Raw genomic sequence first — 16,551 nt, 5'->3', positions numbered from 1 at the left:
GAATAGTGCAGAAGATAGTTAGAACTTCCTCAGAACTCGGAAGTTGAGCTTCTGAACTCGGAAGTTGAACCTTTGAACTCGGAAGTTGAGCTTTTGAACTCGGAAGTTGAGCTTTTGAACTCGGAAGTTGAGCCTTTGAACTTAGAAGTTGAGCCTTTGAACTCGAACCTTGAACCTTTGAACTCGAAATCTTTAAAATTCTAAAAGAACAAGCAAAGATTTTGTTTAAACAAATATAAAATTCAAGCTACATATCACCTTGACACCCCTACTCCTAACTCCTAACTCTTGTACAGACGCGATTAATCCCGTCTCTACTCCTAACTCCTAACTCCTAACTCCTAACTTTCTTATGCACACCCTTTCGATTCCCACTTGGATTATTCATGTTTCTAGCGTTATTGAGTGGATTGTCGCCATTTGGTTAATCTGGACTTACGGCGAACTGACTAATAACCGCAGCTGGTGGGGATTATCCCTTGCCATGTTACCAGCTTTAGTCAGCGCTATGTGTGCCTGTACCTGGCATTATTTTGACAACACCGAATCTCTGGAATGGCTGGTAACGCTTCAAGCTACCATGACTTTAGTTGGTAATTTTACACTTTGGGCAGCCGCGTATTTGATTTGGCGTTCTACCAAATCTGTCAACACTGTTGAACCAAAACCTATCAAATCAGAGCAATGATTTCTAAAGAAACCCTGTTTGCACTTTCACTGTTTCCCTATTTGGGTTTCTTGTGGTTTATCAGCCGCAGTCCGCAAATGCCGCGTTTGGCGCTGTATGGATTTTACGGCACTCTCGTTTTTGTTGCCATTACCATCCCGGCGGGGATTTATGCAGTATTGCATTATGGTAAGTCTTTGGCCAATGTAGATTGGTTGCACGGTGGTGCAGAACTATTTTTGACGCTTTCTAACATCTTGCTTGTGCTAGGTTTTGGGCAAGCTGTAAGGCAATTAAAAATGAAAAATGAAAAATAGTAAATTCAGCTATACATAGCGTTTTGATTGCAATGAGGAAGAGTTAAATGGACGTAATTCCAGCGATTGATTTACTAGAAGGCCATTGTGTGCGACTGTATCAGGGAAACTACGATCGCTCACAAGTTTTTAGCGAAAATCCAGCTGATGTTGCCAAACAGTGGGTAGATCAAGGTGCTACCAGATTACATATAGTTGATTTAGATGGTGCTAAAGCAGGTAAAGTAGTAAACCTGGGGGCAATTGAAGCGATCGCTCATGCAGTGTCAGTACCCATTGAAATTGGTGGAGGATTGCGCGATCGCACCAGCGTGCAACAGATATTCAATCTAGGCATACAGTGGGCAATTCTCGGCACTATCGCCGTAGAACAACCCCAGTTAGTGCAAGAACTCTGCCAAGAATTTCCCGAACAGATTATTATCGGTATTGATGCCCGTAACGGCAAAGTAGCAACTCGTGGCTGGTTAGAAACCTCGGAAGTTTTAGCAACTCAACTGGCTGTACAAATGCAAGAATTGGGTGCAGCCGCCATAATTTACACAGATATCCACCGAGATGGTACACTTACAGGGCCAAATTTAGAAGCTTTGCGAGAACTTGCAGCTGCAATTTCCATCCCGATAATTGCCTCTGGTGGGGTAAGTTCTGTCACCGACTTGTTGAGTTTATTGGCGTTAGAACCTCAAGGCGTGACTGGCGTAATTGTCGGACGTGCCTTGTATACTAGGGATATTTTATTCAAAGAAGCATTACGAGCGATCGGGCCTGGGCGGATTCAAGATATTCCACCGAATCTAGGTTTTTCTACCTTCGCTTGACATTTTTTGTCTTAGTTGTGTTTGGCGTTGCTGATTAAATGTATGAATCTTGGTGTATAGACATTGCAATTGCTAGTCTTTACAAAAGTTTTAAAATCATGCAAAATCATTTTCATCCCTGTATTCAGCAACGCTTGGCTGCTAAACTAAGAAAATTAAATATTAACCCCGGTGAGTTATAGCGTTTCCTTATTACATGAGGTACATCATAGCCCCTCCTCGCTTGCGGAGAGGGGTTGGGGGTGGGGTTCTTGTACCTCACAAGGGCCGAGAATCGCTATAGTTTAATTATTTTGGCAACTACCTTTAGACAGATAAGGTAAACACTACACGATTTCTCATTAGAAATCCCTTGCTAGTCATAAAAAATCTAAACCGCATATTCAATTGATTTTGTCAATATGTAATCTCTAACATTACCTAATAAATCGCCAAGGCCTTCTGTGGACTGAATCTATATTCATGCTTTCAGTAGATGCAGTTATAACTTTGCAAATGTCATGATATATATGTTCTCAAAAAATAAATAGTTCCTGTTGTTCAGATAAAAATATGATTTTATCTGACCTCTAGTAACTTTAGTTTTTAGACAATTGTTTGATGTTTTGAGAAGGTAACATAATGAATAAAATCTTAAAACGCACACTTCTACCCAGCCTCATGGCTGCAAGTCTAGCTGGTGTCACCTTAGTTCCCGCCAAACCCGCTGCTGCTGATAATCAAGTACTAAGAGATGTAGGTATTGGGGCTGTTACCAACGTTGTAACCGGAGCTGTTAGGGGAAATGGCAGGGTTTTAGATAATGCTGTTAAGGGTGGTGTGACTGGCGCAGCCGTCAATGGTGCAAATGGTCTGAGAAATACTCGCAATCGTCGTCACCGGAACGCTGTTCAAGATGTCGGAGTCGGTGCAGGTGCTAGCGCCGTAACTGGTGTAATTACTGGCGATAGCAAAGATACCCTTGGCAATGCTATTGATGGTGCTGCTGTAGGTGGAGCAATCCATCTTTTAACCAAATAAATTCATTAGCTGAAATACTTCCAACGGTTAACAAACTTATCCCTTCATAATTCCTCTGCTTCGTAAAAGGAGCAAAGCTAACCTCGCTTCCCTAGTAGGGAAGCGGGGTTCGTCGGTTTGGTTTATTTGAGATATATCTACCGTCAGAATCGGATGACGTTAGGTTTAATAGTAATCCTTAGCCCTTCAACGCCTTTCTAAAGTTTCGACGATAAGATTGATTTGTAATAAACAAAGCTGGCCATAGCAAAGATAAACCAATCCGATTAATCAAAGTTGGATTAAAATTAGTCCGTCCAAACCCATTCCAAAATTTCCAAGCCCCGCCTCCGTAAACCACTATCAAGCCAATAAAAATTAAAGTACCCATTCCTATCAACTCCGTTAGTAACTGACAGAATTTAAGTTAAGTTTTACCACACGAGGTAATCACCTCATAAGCGACACGGAGAAGGTATGACAAAACTCCCCAGTTTTTGATATCTAAGTAAGTTAAACACACATTCTCTTATTCCAGTGTAGAATAGCCTCATGGAGGTTTTTGACCGATCGCTCTCAAAAACTTATATAAAGACCTTTTATTTTAAATGTTGCTACAAATGGGCAGCAGAGACATTTATTCTACTTATCATAACTTTCTGGTATACCCACTGCTGATAAACCTGCGATCGCTCGTAAGTTTTGGCAACGAATCAACTCAGTAAAATTGAAACTGGAACGCCCTTCAATCTTAGCTACTGCTTCAATTGCAGATAACAGGTGCTGTGCTGCTTCAGCTTCTGAATAACCGCGCCGCTGTGCTATCTTAATTGCGGCTGCATCGGCATTTAACTCTGACTCTTGAGATTTATTAGTTCGCCAGATCCTCCAAGCAGCGATCGCACTTAATCCCCCAGCTACAGCTACACCCACTATATCTGATTGTGCTGCTTCTAAGAATCCACCTAACAGCCCAGCCAACACCACACCTTGATAAATGTCGGGTTTAAACCACTTTACCCCCGTTAACCAGCTAACCATCTGCAACAGCAACAAGTCTCGTTGCGGCTTTGGCAAGCGACGCCACAAATCAAAATTAATATATATCGGTCGCGCTTGGTTCCAGGGTTGGGGAAAAGAAGCATCAATCACTTTTGCTTGCTCTGGCTTACTAACGATTTTTGTCGTCATCCGACCCGAAGCAGGCATCACATCTAACAAACGGCGAATTTCAACATTTGGCTCCATAAATTTAATTATTAGCCATAATGTGCATAGTAACTAGGTGTGTAAAAAATAAAGTTTTCATGTTAACCTTTGATTTATGAGATGCTCTCCCAGTCTTGAATAAATTCAGATCGAGCCTTGAAGAAGAATCCAGAAGCCAGAATGGGCTAAACGCCCCGCTACCGCTAACAGGAGTCAGAACAAGAAAGTGGAGGATTCAGACCTACCACTAATTGTAGACCGCTAGATTTTCACTTTTAGGGGGTGCAAAAACGCCGCTTATTACATTCGCCACTCGCACAGAATTCTATTCTGAATTCTGGCGACTGACACCTTTATTCTGCTTTGATAAAAATATTGATGAAGCAGTTTGATAGTGTTTTGATAAAAATATTGATGAAGCAGTTTGATAGTGTGGCGGGATTTTATAATATTCGTTTGCCGCCAAATTCAAAACCTCAAAGTTTTGGCTTGCCATTAAGACTATATTTGTAACTACATGGACGCTTTTGCTACCCTCCCACCTGAATGGACGAATAAGGCAATACATGCATACAATTTTTGCTGTCCTAACTGCCACTCAAGTAGCCTAGAAGCTGAAAAAGTTTGGCTAAATCGGCGATCGCCTGTTCTTACAGAAGACCGTCGTCGCAAATGGCAAGAGTTCTACTACTGTCACTGTGGTTCTGTGTGGTGGGCTTGGAGTAGCGATCGCCTCCCAAAAGATATATCCAATCAGCCAGATTATAATCCTACATAGCTAATTTTCTTCCTAAACAAAACCCCACCTAAAAGTGGGGTTTTGTTTATCTAATTCTGAGCTTTGCCAATTTTAGAAGGTGAAGGTAGTACGTAGAGTACCTACATATTCAGTGTCGTTAGCGTCGTTGTGCTCTGGATTGAAGATTACCAACAAGCCAGGTGTTACCTGAATATTATCGGAAATCTTGTACTTGTAAAGACCCTCTAAGTGATAAGAGGTACTGTCGTCGAAGGTAGTATTGCCAGCGACATTTTTGATACTACCACCAGTAACTTTGGGTGGTTGACCAAAGATCACACCTAAGACGTTGCCTTCTCCACCAAAGTCTTTCAAAGCAAGCGAGCCAGCCCAGTACCAAACATCTGCATCTGCACCCGCATTAGCACCAGTAAGAGCATCAGCAGTTGTATAACCCCCCCAACCACTAATAGCCAAGGTAGAGCCAAGTTGGAAGGTAGCTTCTATACCGTAGTTATTGGATTCAGTGCGAGTACCAGCCCCAAAGGGATTATTGGCAAAAGCGCTACCTGTACCTTGGAAGAGACTGTTAGCTGCATTGCCAGCAAAGTAACTACGGGCGTAGGTTAGACCAATATTGAAGGCTTTGCTGGGTTTGAAAGTTAATTGACCGAAGATGGTGTTATCACCATCGAAAAGCCCATTATTAAGACCGGGATTATTAGCACCAAAGATATTACCAGTACCACTTGAAGGTGCTAAATAAGCACCACTCAAACTGATAGCTTTGTTAGGATTCAAAGTCACAGTCAAAGCAGCAGAATTTTGACCTTGACGGTAAATCGGGCTAAAACGTCCATAGCGAGAGAGCGCACCTTTAGCAGAGCTTGCAAAATCAGGGTTGAAGGCGTTTACGTTTTCCCATAATTCACCACCACTAGCGTCAACTTTGACACGCACCGCGTCAGAAAAGTTGAAAGCGTAGTTGATTTTATCAATCACAACAGCGTTGCCGTTATCTCCATCAAAAGACAAGCGGCTCATGTTAGTACCAGTACCAGTAGCGGTTGCAGCACTACCAACATTAGAAACGGTATTGTTAGCAGTCAAACGGATTTGCAACTGGTCTGTACCAGTGAAACTGCTGAATAAGTTCAAACGAACCCGGTCAGAAAAAGTGGTATTATAATTCAAGTCTTGAGTAGGAGTACCACCAGGAACTGCTCTAGTGTCGCCAAAAACATCAGACACGGCGAAAATTGCTTCTCCAACCAACTTGGTGGTAGTGGAGAACTGATTAGCTTCTAACTCAGCAGTGCGGGCTTCTAGGCCATCAACACGACCGCGCAGAGTTGCTAGTTCAGCAGAATATTCTTCTTGTAAGCGCTGTAAGGTAGCTAAATCTTGTTTGCTGACCAAATCGGCAGTAGCTGTAGCAATCAGTTCGTTAACCCGATCTAAACAGGCATTCAAACCTGCGGCAAATTCATAACGCGTTAAAGCACGGTTCCCACGATAGGTACTGTTAGGATAACCTGCAATACAGCCATAGCGCTCAACTAGAGATTGTAAAGCTTGGAACGCCCAATCTGTAGGCTGTACATCCGAAAACTGAGAAACTGATGTTACCTGACTCATGCTGTTAGACTCTTGAGCTTCAGATAACTCGCCAACATTTGTTATCTGTTCGTTGACTTCACCAGCTAAGGCACTATTAGCAACCAAAAATGTAGCAGCCAATACAAACGGACTAACCTTAAAAAGATTCCAGAATCGTTTTGTCATGTTTTTTATTTCACTCACACCTACAATAATCCAGCCATGAGAAAATGCTTTAAGCACTTCTGTTTTGTGGATTTCACACACAATCACAGCAACGATTATACCTTTATCCTGTGATTATTACAAGCAATTAGTTAGCATACTGCTGAACTATAATTTTTAATTAATTTATTTGGTAAGCGCAAAATAATGCGGCGTTTGTGACGTAAAACTGTTCCTTCTTCCTCTAACTGCTGTAGAAGTCGGGTAACTGTTACTCGCGTAGTATTTAACACTTCAGCAATATCTTGATGGGTAACATTTAAATCAATAAGTTTGCCCTTATCTACGTCACGTCCAAATTTTTCACTTAACCAGACTAAAAACTGCCATAAGCGTAGCGAAATTGGTTTTCGATGCACAATGCTTAGTAGATCCTCTGCTTGTTGAATATGAGACAACAAAGCATTAATATCCTGATGCCACAAATGAGGTGGCACAATGCTTACTTCCACGCCTGTGAGACATTCAATCTGGTAGGGCTTCACCTTAGACAAAGGATAGCCAATCAGATCCCCTAGTCCCCAATAACCGAGAGTAATGAATGTTCCATCTTCACTCCACGTTAAGGTACGAACTGCACCGTATTCAATGCGCCAAATTACGTCATTGTGAGGTGGAATTACTTCCCGACGGGTAAATATCTGCTGGGGTAATTGTCCGCCCAAAGCAGAACCATTTAACACAGCAGAAGAGTTTGAAGTAGGACTTGGGGAATACATCATTAATCGTAACTACATAATTATCAGGGAATCTCGCTATTTACAATGATTAAGAAACTCTAATAATTTGTATTAAAAATCATCTGTATATCTGAAAGTCTATTCTTCTTAATCAGAGCTAGAGACTAACTCAAAATCTTCTGAGCGTAACAACTTTTGCTTAAGATATCTATCAGTAAGATAGAACAAAAAGTTTTAGTTGTTTATCTGTTACTTTAATTGTGTAAGTTTAAGAATAGGTAAGCTTTTAGTAAAATATTGAATTAACTTATTTTTAATTATTTGGTATTTTCTGAGAACTTGATATACAGCAGTTGAAGCATAGGTTAGGACTATGTTGGTTGCTGAAACCTTTGATAATACTGAGTTTCTACTCAGCACGGGCTAAACGCCCCGCTATCGCTAACAGCACGGGCTAAACGCCCCGCTTCCGCTAACAGCACTTTGCTATATGTAGGCGCAAATAATGATGAAGATAGTAAGGTGGAATGGCCCTTACTAAATCGCTAGATTTAGATCCCCGACTTCTTGCAGACTCCTAGAGGGTAAAAGTCGGGGATCTAAGCGGTATCAATTAGGATCGTTGACCAGTGACAATATATGCTACCCTTTGACCGATATTCGTAGCATGATCTGCCATGCGTTCTAGACAACGAATTGCCAGTGCCAGTAGTATAATTGGCTCAACTACACCAGGCACATCCCGTTGTTGGGCTAAAGTCTGATAAACGTGATCGTAGGCATCGTCTACAGTATCATCCAGATGCTTTAAACGGCGTCCACCGGCTTCATCAAAATCCCCCAAAGCCTTTAAGCTAGTTGCTAGCATCGCCTGCGCGTGAAGGGACATCGCTTCAATGTCGGGCATTGACGTATGAGGCGCGTAAGGAAAAATTTTAATCGCAATCTCAGCTAAATCCTCAGCATAATCACCAATGCGCTCTAAATCTCGCACCAGTTGCATAAAGGCACTCAAGCAGCGCAAATCGGGAGCTGTAGGCGCTTGTAGCGTCATAATCGCCGTACAGTCTGATTCGATTTGTCTATAAAAGCGATCGATCTTTTTATCTAATCGGGGGAGTTCCTCAGCAGCTGTTAAGTTACGAGCAAATAACGCTTGGTGGCTGAGGCGAAATGATTGTTCTACCAAAGCACCCATGCGTAATACATCCCGTTCTAAGCGCCTAATGGCGCGTGCGAGTTGTGGTCTTTGAGGATTGGGAGTATAATCGACAGCTTTCACACTTGTTATCTCAAAGGTGAAGATATTACTAACTATAGTCTTGGCTTAGGGAGTTTGCCATAACTTCAAGAAATTGGAGTTGCATCCACGCACCTCCAGTTTCTGGATGGTTCATCGCTTTGATTGAACCACCGTGGGCAATTAGAATTTGCTCAACGATCGCTAATCCTAATCCATTACCAACGATCGCTCCGATGGAGTTACTATCTTGGGGAGAATGAGTTCGCGCTTTATCTCCTCGATAAAATCGCTCAAAAACGTGGGGTAAATCTTCTTCTGAAAAGCCGACTCCAGAATCAATAAGACTTATTTCCAAGATTGAAGAAGCAGAATCATTATCTTTTGTTGATAAGATTTTCGCTTCAACGTAAATGCTTGTACCAGGAGGACTGTACTTAATGCTATTGTCTAGCAAGTTAAGAAAAACCTGGTAAATCCTGGCTTTATCTGCTTTAATCCACAGATTTTCTGGGCCAGAATAGGAAAAAGACAGATGTTGAGGCTGTGCTAAGGGTTCTAGTGTTTCCCAAACAGATGTAATGAGCGATCGCAATTCTACAGCTTTGGCTTGCAATTGCATATCTGGGTTTGCTTCCATTTGGGTAAGTTCTAACCAGCTTTGCACCAAGTTAATTAGTCGATCAACTTCTTGCATCAGGCGGTTAACCCAGCGATTTAAAGGCGGTTCTAAGCGGGTTTGTAAAGTTTCCGCAACCAAGCGAATCGAAGTCAAGGGCGTTCTGAGTTCATGTGCTAGATCGGAAAAAGAGCGATCGCGTACTTGATTTATATCTAATAGGGGTTGACGATTTTCTAAAAAGACTCCCACTTGTCCATTGGGTAAAGGTAAGCTAGAAGCCCGCAAAGCCAAAGATTTGATTGTTGCCATCTCTGCTGCATCATCACAAGATGGATGAAATATCCATTCTCCCGTCTGTGGTTTTTGCAAATCACGAGTTTGCTCAATTAAATGGTCAAGTTCGTAAGACCTGACCAACTCCAATAACAAGCGCACTTGTTCTGGTTGCCACCTTTGCAGATACAAAATTTCCTGCGCCTGTCGATTACACCACAGCAGTTGATTTTCCTCATCCACCTGTAAATATCCCACTGGTGCAAAATCTAGCAGGTCTTGATAAGTTTGCAACGACTGCTGCAAATCTTGCTGTTGCTGTTTCACCATTGCTATTTCCTGCCGCAACCCAGGAATCAGCAGCAGTCCCATCTTATAAGAATGCGATGTTAACGGTCGGAGTAAGCGCCCCAGGTAGCGGTTAAGTTGAACCTGTTGCCAAACCCAAAACCCAATGCCTACCGCTAAACCCAGAAAAAATCCCAATAAAAGCATTTGAGTTGTTAGTTTCTTGGTGACTACTAAAAACTAACAACTATCCCAACTAATTATCCAAACCTATAGCCAAAACCTCTTACAGTCACAATATATTCGGGATGACTGGGGTCTTGCTCTAATTTTTCGCGCAACCACCGAATGTGAACGTCTACAGTTTTACTATCGCCGACAAAATCTGGCCCCCAAACCTGATCGAGCAATTGTTCTCGTGACCATACCCGGCGGGCGTAACTCATAAACAGTTCCAGCAAACGGAACTCTTTGGGGGAAAGACTCACTTCTTGACCACGAACCAGCACCCGACATTCTTGGGGATTCAAGGTAACATCCTTGAATTTTAATACTGGTATTTGGGGTAAATTACTTAGGCGTTGGCGGCGGAGTAAAGCCCGACAACGAGCCACTAACTCGCGCATACTAAAGGGTTTGGTCAGGTAGTCATCTGCACCCACCTCTAACCCCAGAACGCGGTCAGTTTCACTACCTTTAGCACTGAGCATTAAAATTGGTACTGGGTTTCCTTGATGACGCAGCAAACGGCAAATATCTAACCCATTGATTTGCGGCAGCATCAAATCAAGAATGACCAGATCAAAGGGGGGTTCCCCAGAATTGGTTTCAAAACTTTTGAGATACTCCATAGCAGACCGCCCATCGGGGGCTGTTATCACCCCGTAACCTTCTTCTTCCAAAGCTACAGCTAGCATTTCCTGGATTAATTCTTCATCTTCTACTACTAGAATACGGCTGGTTTGTCCAATGCCCGTTCTGGTAGAGTATTTGGTCGATTCACTGGTATACATTGATATCACAAAAGTCTAGGACTGTGCTTGTATCAATTAGGATGATTAAGTCTATTATCTCCCCTTACTGCAACCGCACTTCGACTAGGGTTAATTCTTTTAGATTTTCTTTACAAAAAGTAACATATACCACAGCAGTCTCCTAAATCATAAATAACTGTGGCTGCAAGCTTCTAACAGTTTTTTAATTAAAGACTTTGAATTTCTGATTCTGTCTCTACAAGATCCAAAGACATTATTGCATGAAGATTATCTTGACAGAGGAGACTAGGTTAAGTATATTTATCTTAGTACAAAAATACTACTAAGCCTCAAAGGGAAAACTATACCTGAAAAACAGAAGGACATATATGTGGAAAATTCGTACCCACTAAGTGTCAGATGTGGATCATTTCAGTATTTCCACGGCGTTAAAAATGTTGATTAAAAGGCTACTCTGATGTCTGCATAGGGTAGTCATTGGTATGGCTTGCTACCCAATAATTCATTGCCTATTGAAGGGAGTTGGAAGATGACTACAGTTGGAGTCAAGGACAGCAAACAACAACTAATGCAAGCATTTCAACAAATTCTGATCCAAAGGAAAAAGCTGGAATTTAAAATAGCAACCAAACAAGAGGAAGCAGAAAAGGCAAAAAGTCAAGAAATTCTGCAAACAGCTTCTGCATATACAGTTGATAGTATTGTCAAAGGTTTAGCTGATTTACAATTGGAGTTTGGCAGTATTCTCAACGGATTATCTGAAAAACTAGCTCAGGAAAATTCCAAGTTAGATGAATTGAACCGAGCTATAGAAATTGAAACTCAACGTCTACAAGAACTGCAACAAATTAGAGTTGTAGCGGATACTCTAGACATTTTAAGTCAAGAACACCAAGAAAAATTAAAAATTCTCGAACAAGATACTATTAGCAAAAGGGAAACACTAGAGAAAGAAATTACAATCAGGCGGAAAGAATGGCAAAAAGAGCAAGCAGAGTATGAAGAAAAACTTCAAGCATATAACGATTTATTAGCCAAAGATCGCCAGCAAGAACAAGAAGAATTTCAGTATAAGTTAGAAACTACTCGTAAACTAAATACAGACAGCTACGAAGGGATAAAGCGCCAACAACAAAGGGAAATACAAGAAAATTCTCAAAATAAAGAGAAAGATTGGGTAGAACGAGAAAAAATCTTCGCTGAACGCCAACCACTCTTTGCAGATTATCAACAAAAAGTAACTACATTTCCTAACGAACTTGAAGAAGCCGTTAAGAAAGCTAGAGAAGAAGCAATTAAAGAAACAAGCCAAAAAGCTAAAATTGAGGCTGATTTATTTGAAAAAGAATGGGAATCGAATAAACAGAGTTATGAACAAAGAATTCAATCTCTGGAAGAAACAATTAAGAAACAGTCTGAGCAAATAGAAGGCATTTCTGCTCAATTGCAAACTGCATTAAAACAAGCACAAGACTTAGCTATGAGGGCTTTTGGTAGTTCTAACCCCAAATAATTGTGAGTTCGTAGCATCTTAATCATTTTGAATTCCTGAAAAAGAGGTTTGTTGTGGTGGGAAAAAAACCGACTGATAAGAATACTAAAGTAGAAATTCTTCAGGCGTATGAGGAGTTGGCAAAAGAAAAAGCAGCACTGAAATCAGAACTCGATAAAGTTGGCCAGGAAAACCAGTCTGGAACTAAAGAACAGCCTAAATTAGAACAAAAAACAGCTATGAATCAGCTTTCTAGTGTCCAACAAAAGATGAACAATACAATTGAAAGCTTGGCAAAGATTCAATTAGGTTTTGGCAGTGCTGCTAATGAATTATCGGAACAGCTAACCACAAAATCCTCTAAGTTGGAAGAAATAAGGCGAACTTTAGAAGAAGAAATCCAACAATTAACACAGTTGCACAATTTAGAAATTTCTGATGATATCTTGGATACTCTCATCCAAGCCTATGAAGATAATACTAAAGCTTATCAGGAAGAATATAGCCGACGTTCTGAAGTATTATTCCAAGAAATACTAGAGCAAAGAAATACTTGGGGAAAAGAACAAGAGGAACAGCAACGGACGATAAAAGAACGGAATGAAAACTTGAATAAAACTCGGCAACGCGATGCAGCAGAGTATAAGTATAATTTAGAACTCCAGCGACAACTGCAAAATGACGAATACGAACAAGAGCAGAAAGTGCGATATAAGCAACTGGAAGAATTACTCCAAGAAACAGAAAAACAGTGGGCTGAACGGGAGAAAGCAATTTCTGAGAGAGAGAAACAATTTGAAGAGTTAAAAACCAAGGTAGAGGCTTTTCCAAAAGATAAAGAAGCAGCCATCAAAAAAGCTACAGAAGAAGGCAAAGGCATCGCCCACTACCAAGCTAAAGTAAAATCAGATTTATATTCTAAGGAAGTGGAAGGGCAAAAGCGTTTCTATGAACAAAGACTGCAATCTCTAGAACAAACTATTACTAATCAAGAGACACGAATTCAAAATCTTTCTAAACAACTTGAGTCCGCTCTCAAACAAGTTCAGGATTTGGCTGTTAAAGCTATTGAAGGTACTTCAAATGTTAATTCATATCAGGCAATCAAAGAAATAGCTTTAGAACAGGCAAAGACTCAAGCAAAAAATAAATAAATTGATTTCGGAAGAATTCAGAAGTCAGAATTCAGGAGTCAGAATAGTTAAAGAATCAAGAGAACATTTGATGAATCAATATAGCAAGTGTGTTTCATTTCTTCTAAGTTCTGAATTCTGATTCCTGGGTGCTGAATTCTTCCCTGATTTATTTTTGATGAGAATTGCAGAGACTTAATTAAATTTAAGTCTCTGCAAGTAACTTTAATGCTTTTTATTCAGTTTTCTTTGGTTTTTTGATGTCTGGGGGAGGTTGTACCTTCTTCTTTGTTGGGCTAGCCTGCGTTTGCTTCAATGCTTTGTTGGAATTCTGTTCTTGACTAGACATAATACTAAGTTTTAATATCTACATTATGGGTATTCTTGATTACATAAATATATCACAGAGAATTTAAGTTTAACTAAAACAAGTTAGTAAATAATATTACCCCTATAGGAACCTTCACTTTTAACGGGATAAATACAAATCTTAATAGGCATCTGATGAAAAAGAGACGTAGTACTGCTACATCTCTACCAGGGTTTTGGATAATCCATATTTAATTTCTAAAGATGTTTAATAGCGGGGGTGCGATCGCCTCAGCTACCTACAATAGATTGAACTTCTATCAGTGATTGAATTTCTGTTTCAACTTGAGCTTCGACAACTGGGGTATAAATCGGGATATTTGTTTGTGTGGCTTCAAAGCTAACAACTAGAGAATATGGAACTTCAGCGTATGGATCATTATTCCAACCTTCGTGTCCTACTACTGCAATACAGAATGCTTCTCGAAGGTTATAAGATTTCACTAAAGCCCAATCCTTCTGAATTGTTCCTATACTTCTTGATACATTCTTGATTGTTTTATAATGCTTCTCTTTACCAAGAGTCCATGTAAAGAGTTCATCCCCCTTATCAGCATCTTTTGGCACATTGTAATTAGCTAAAACCCTGCCAAGAAAATGTTTTGGATCTTCTCCTTGTTTACTACACTCCCAGTCAAGCCAAGTTGAAAGATACTTTCTTCTATTACGTCGAGTTCGACGCGGTTCAGCTTTATATGACAAAGTAATTTCTATAAGAATATCAAACTCTTCTCCAGGCGATCTCAGACTATTCGGTAGTTTGACTTGATATATATGAGCATCTCCAGCTTTAATTAGCTGTTCTCCTCGTGTAATTAATGTACTACGATTTGGAGTATTACTCAAGGCACGCTCAAGGTTTGGAATCCCATACCCAATTTGACGAATAACATTCTTCTTTTCTTCATCACTCTTTGCTAGGGCCCATTCCGGCCATCGGGCTGATTGAACAATTAATGCCCGATATAATAAGCATTTTTCTTCAGGAAACTCAGCAGCCAGACAAGCCGCAATATGGCTTACTTTTGGTGTTGCGAATGAAGTTCCAAAAGTGTCAGAGGCAACTATAGGAGTAGAACCAGTACCTAAAGTTGACCTTACTAACTCAGGGCCTGTACCTGCGATACAAGTAATGTTTGGTGGCTGACCTTCATCTTTCACAAGATCACCACCATACTCAACCACCTCTGGTTTAATCGTGTCCCATATACCCAGTCCAGAGCAAGAAAATGCTGATGGTTGGTCTTTTTCTCCTAATGAAGACCAAGATAAGTCACAGAAGGAATTACGGGTAATTGAGCCAACAGTTAATGCTTGGAGGCTTTGTGCTGGATTAGCAATTCTACAAGAGTTTTCAGAAAGATAATCTGGGTAAGGTCTACCTGCTAAAATATGAGATTTAACAGATAGTCTTGTTGAAAATCGGTGACTTTCTACAGGAATATTGCCAGCAGATACTATGAAAAGAATATCTTTTTCATATGTTAATTTATCAATAGCTGCTGCCCAAGCACTCATATACCTGGTTCTACAAGGAACATCTCCATTAATAGAGTGGTTAAAAATTCTTGTTCCTGTTTGACTATGGTAGAACTCTACAATGTTTTCTAAGAGTATAGGCGGATATAATTTATCGGATAATCTACAATTACTATCCAGTACTCTTGCATTTTGAAGCCAACAAATTGCTTGATGGGTTCCACTCCGAGGCACATTTATTGGATAAAGCACTGCTCCAGCAACTCTGGTTCCATGACCACCATTACTCACCAGATCAGCAGTTAAGTTTAATTCTAAAGGAATCCAAGATTTTGAGTTATCTGAATCAATGGCATTTTTTAAAAGAGGATGCTGCTCTTGAATACCGCTATCAATTACACAGACGTTGGGTGCATTTGTTTTTGGTGTTTGTAAAACTAAAGATATATTACTAATATTAGATATTTCACCATTAGGAAAAAATGGTTCAGCAATGTTATCTTTTTCAGTTACTTCAAAGACATAAGAAAAATTAAATACCAAATCTTTTAAGCATAGACCAGATATTTGAATTAGGCAGGAAAAACTGTCTGGTGCTTCACAAAATTGAGGAGGATTATCTTCAATAAAGCTACTTAAAAGCTTCCCATTATATTTATATTTAGTATTGCTAATAAAATTCATTAAGTCTTGTTGTCTCTGTGATGCCAAATCATCCCATTCATCATATGTCACATCACGATTATTAATCCAATTATTGATTGCTTCCGCATACTTTTCAGGTTTTTTATAATTCTTCTGTTCTGGATAATCACTTAATTTTGTTTTAGTTCCTAAACAAGATATACCTACCTCAACAACATAAACTTGTTCATCTTTTATTTGATTCCACTCCTGTAATAACTCTGAAGACAAAATAAATTCGGGGCGTTGGTTTTTGTCAATAATATTCAATATTTTTGCAATTACACCACCACCTTTTTGCTCATTAAAAAATTTTTCTATTTTATTTTGAAGTGCAGTTAGATTGGTATCCGCAGACGCACCGATAATATATCCATCTTCTAACTCAGATATTATTTCTATCTTGGAAGTTCTTAGATCATCTAAATCGAAAGTTTCCGGGTCAATCTGTAGTATTAAAGGTATGGAATCAGGAAGTATGAGTTTTTTATCTTCTTCCTGTTGCTGTTGAGTTATTTTCCAATCGTAAACGAGAGAAGATACTAATTCTTGGATTTTACTTCCGTGTCCCTGCCGATTAGACAAATTTATATGTGTCTGAGTATGTTTTTTATTACCACCGCCACCTAGAGATTTTGCTGTACCCTTGTCTGTTAATCTGAGATCGATATGCGGAAAACCCTGAGAACTTTCAACCATTTATTTATCCAGACACCAAAA

Annotated in this window: 15 protein-coding genes; 7 read left to right on the top strand and 8 right to left on the bottom strand. The window is 40.0% G+C overall.

All coding sequences use genetic code 11. The features are described from left to right. Positions 1–352: 352 nt before the first annotated feature. The 4 genes from RMY63_RS07495 (at position 353) to RMY63_RS07480 (ending at position 2,825) form a co-directional block, all read left to right on the top strand. Positions 353–688: a DUF2499 domain-containing protein gene (locus tag RMY63_RS07495; protein WP_322728104.1), complete on the top strand. Its 336-nt coding sequence runs from the start codon at positions 353–355 to the stop codon at positions 686–688. Further along, positions 685–984, top strand: coding sequence for a DUF3593 domain-containing protein (locus RMY63_RS07490; RefSeq protein ID WP_292872991.1), 300 nt, complete (start codon positions 685–687; stop codon positions 982–984). Before RMY63_RS07495 ends, RMY63_RS07490 begins: the two co-directional genes overlap by 4 nt. Before the next feature lie 47 nt (positions 985–1,031). Next, positions 1,032–1,805, top strand: a complete 774-nt coding sequence (hisA, locus tag RMY63_RS07485; protein WP_322728103.1) for a 1-(5-phosphoribosyl)-5-[(5-phosphoribosylamino)methylideneamino]imidazole-4-carboxamide isomerase — start codon at positions 1,032–1,034, stop codon at positions 1,803–1,805. Between the two features lie 621 nt (positions 1,806–2,426). Further along, positions 2,427–2,825, top strand: a complete 399-nt coding sequence (locus RMY63_RS07480) for a hypothetical protein (protein ID WP_322728102.1) — start codon at positions 2,427–2,429, stop codon at positions 2,823–2,825. Between the two features lie 178 nt (positions 2,826–3,003). Here the strand turns inward: RMY63_RS07480 and RMY63_RS07475 are convergent, their stop codons facing one another. Both RMY63_RS07475 and RMY63_RS07470 read right to left on the bottom strand, forming a co-directional pair. Continuing rightward, on the bottom strand, positions 3,004–3,195 hold the full coding sequence (locus RMY63_RS07475) for a hypothetical protein (protein WP_322728101.1): 192 nt from the start codon (positions 3,193–3,195) through the stop codon (positions 3,004–3,006). A gap of 251 nt (positions 3,196–3,446) precedes the next feature. Continuing rightward, on the bottom strand, positions 3,447–4,052 hold the full coding sequence (locus RMY63_RS07470; RefSeq protein ID WP_322728100.1) for a DUF3318 domain-containing protein: 606 nt from the start codon (positions 4,050–4,052) through the stop codon (positions 3,447–3,449). Between the two features lie 478 nt (positions 4,053–4,530). Here RMY63_RS07470 and RMY63_RS07465 point away from each other — a divergent pair, with 478 nt between their 5' ends. Then, entirely contained in the window at positions 4,531–4,791 is a 261-nt protein-coding gene (locus RMY63_RS07465) for a hypothetical protein (protein WP_322728099.1), read from the top strand. Positions 4,792–4,863: 72 nt separating this feature from the next. On the opposite strand, the gene RMY63_RS07460 is transcribed toward RMY63_RS07465, so the two are convergent. From RMY63_RS07460 to RMY63_RS07440, 5 genes are all read right to left on the bottom strand, one after another. Further along, a complete protein-coding gene (locus RMY63_RS07460) occupies positions 4,864–6,537 on the bottom strand; it encodes an iron uptake porin (RefSeq protein WP_322728098.1) in 1,674 nt (557 codons plus the stop codon). A 131-nt stretch (positions 6,538–6,668) separates the two neighbouring features. Beyond that, positions 6,669–7,298, bottom strand: coding sequence for a Crp/Fnr family transcriptional regulator (locus tag RMY63_RS07455; RefSeq protein ID WP_322728097.1), 630 nt, complete (start codon positions 7,296–7,298; stop codon positions 6,669–6,671). Between the two features lie 571 nt (positions 7,299–7,869). Next, positions 7,870–8,538, bottom strand: a complete 669-nt coding sequence (gene phoU, locus RMY63_RS07450; protein WP_322728096.1) for a phosphate signaling complex protein PhoU — start codon at positions 8,536–8,538, stop codon at positions 7,870–7,872. Between the two features lie 28 nt (positions 8,539–8,566). Further along, positions 8,567–9,886, bottom strand: coding sequence for a PAS domain-containing sensor histidine kinase (locus RMY63_RS07445; protein ID WP_322728095.1), 1,320 nt, complete (start codon positions 9,884–9,886; stop codon positions 8,567–8,569). A 53-nt stretch (positions 9,887–9,939) separates the two neighbouring features. Next, complete coding sequence (locus tag RMY63_RS07440) at positions 9,940–10,692, bottom strand: response regulator transcription factor (RefSeq protein WP_322728094.1); 753 nt, start codon at positions 10,690–10,692, stop codon at positions 9,940–9,942. Positions 10,693–11,203: 511 nt separating this feature from the next. Between RMY63_RS07440 and RMY63_RS07435 the strand changes: the two genes are divergently transcribed. Continuing rightward, on the top strand, positions 11,204–12,187 hold the full coding sequence (locus tag RMY63_RS07435; protein ID WP_322728093.1) for a hypothetical protein: 984 nt from the start codon (positions 11,204–11,206) through the stop codon (positions 12,185–12,187). A gap of 53 nt (positions 12,188–12,240) precedes the next feature. Then, entirely contained in the window at positions 12,241–13,320 is a 1,080-nt protein-coding gene (locus RMY63_RS07430) for a hypothetical protein (protein ID WP_322728092.1), read from the top strand. A gap of 579 nt (positions 13,321–13,899) precedes the next feature. Here the strand turns inward: RMY63_RS07430 and RMY63_RS07425 are convergent. Beyond that, positions 13,900–16,530, bottom strand: a complete 2,631-nt coding sequence (locus tag RMY63_RS07425) for a S8 family peptidase (RefSeq protein WP_322728091.1) — start codon at positions 16,528–16,530, stop codon at positions 13,900–13,902. Between the last annotated feature and the right edge of the window lie 21 nt (positions 16,531–16,551).

The organism is Nostoc sp. ChiQUE01b (assembly GCF_034531255.1).
Taxonomy (GTDB): Bacteria; Cyanobacteriota; Cyanobacteriia; order Cyanobacteriales; family Nostocaceae; genus Nostoc.
This window is presented reverse-complemented; position numbering and strand designations above follow the sequence as displayed.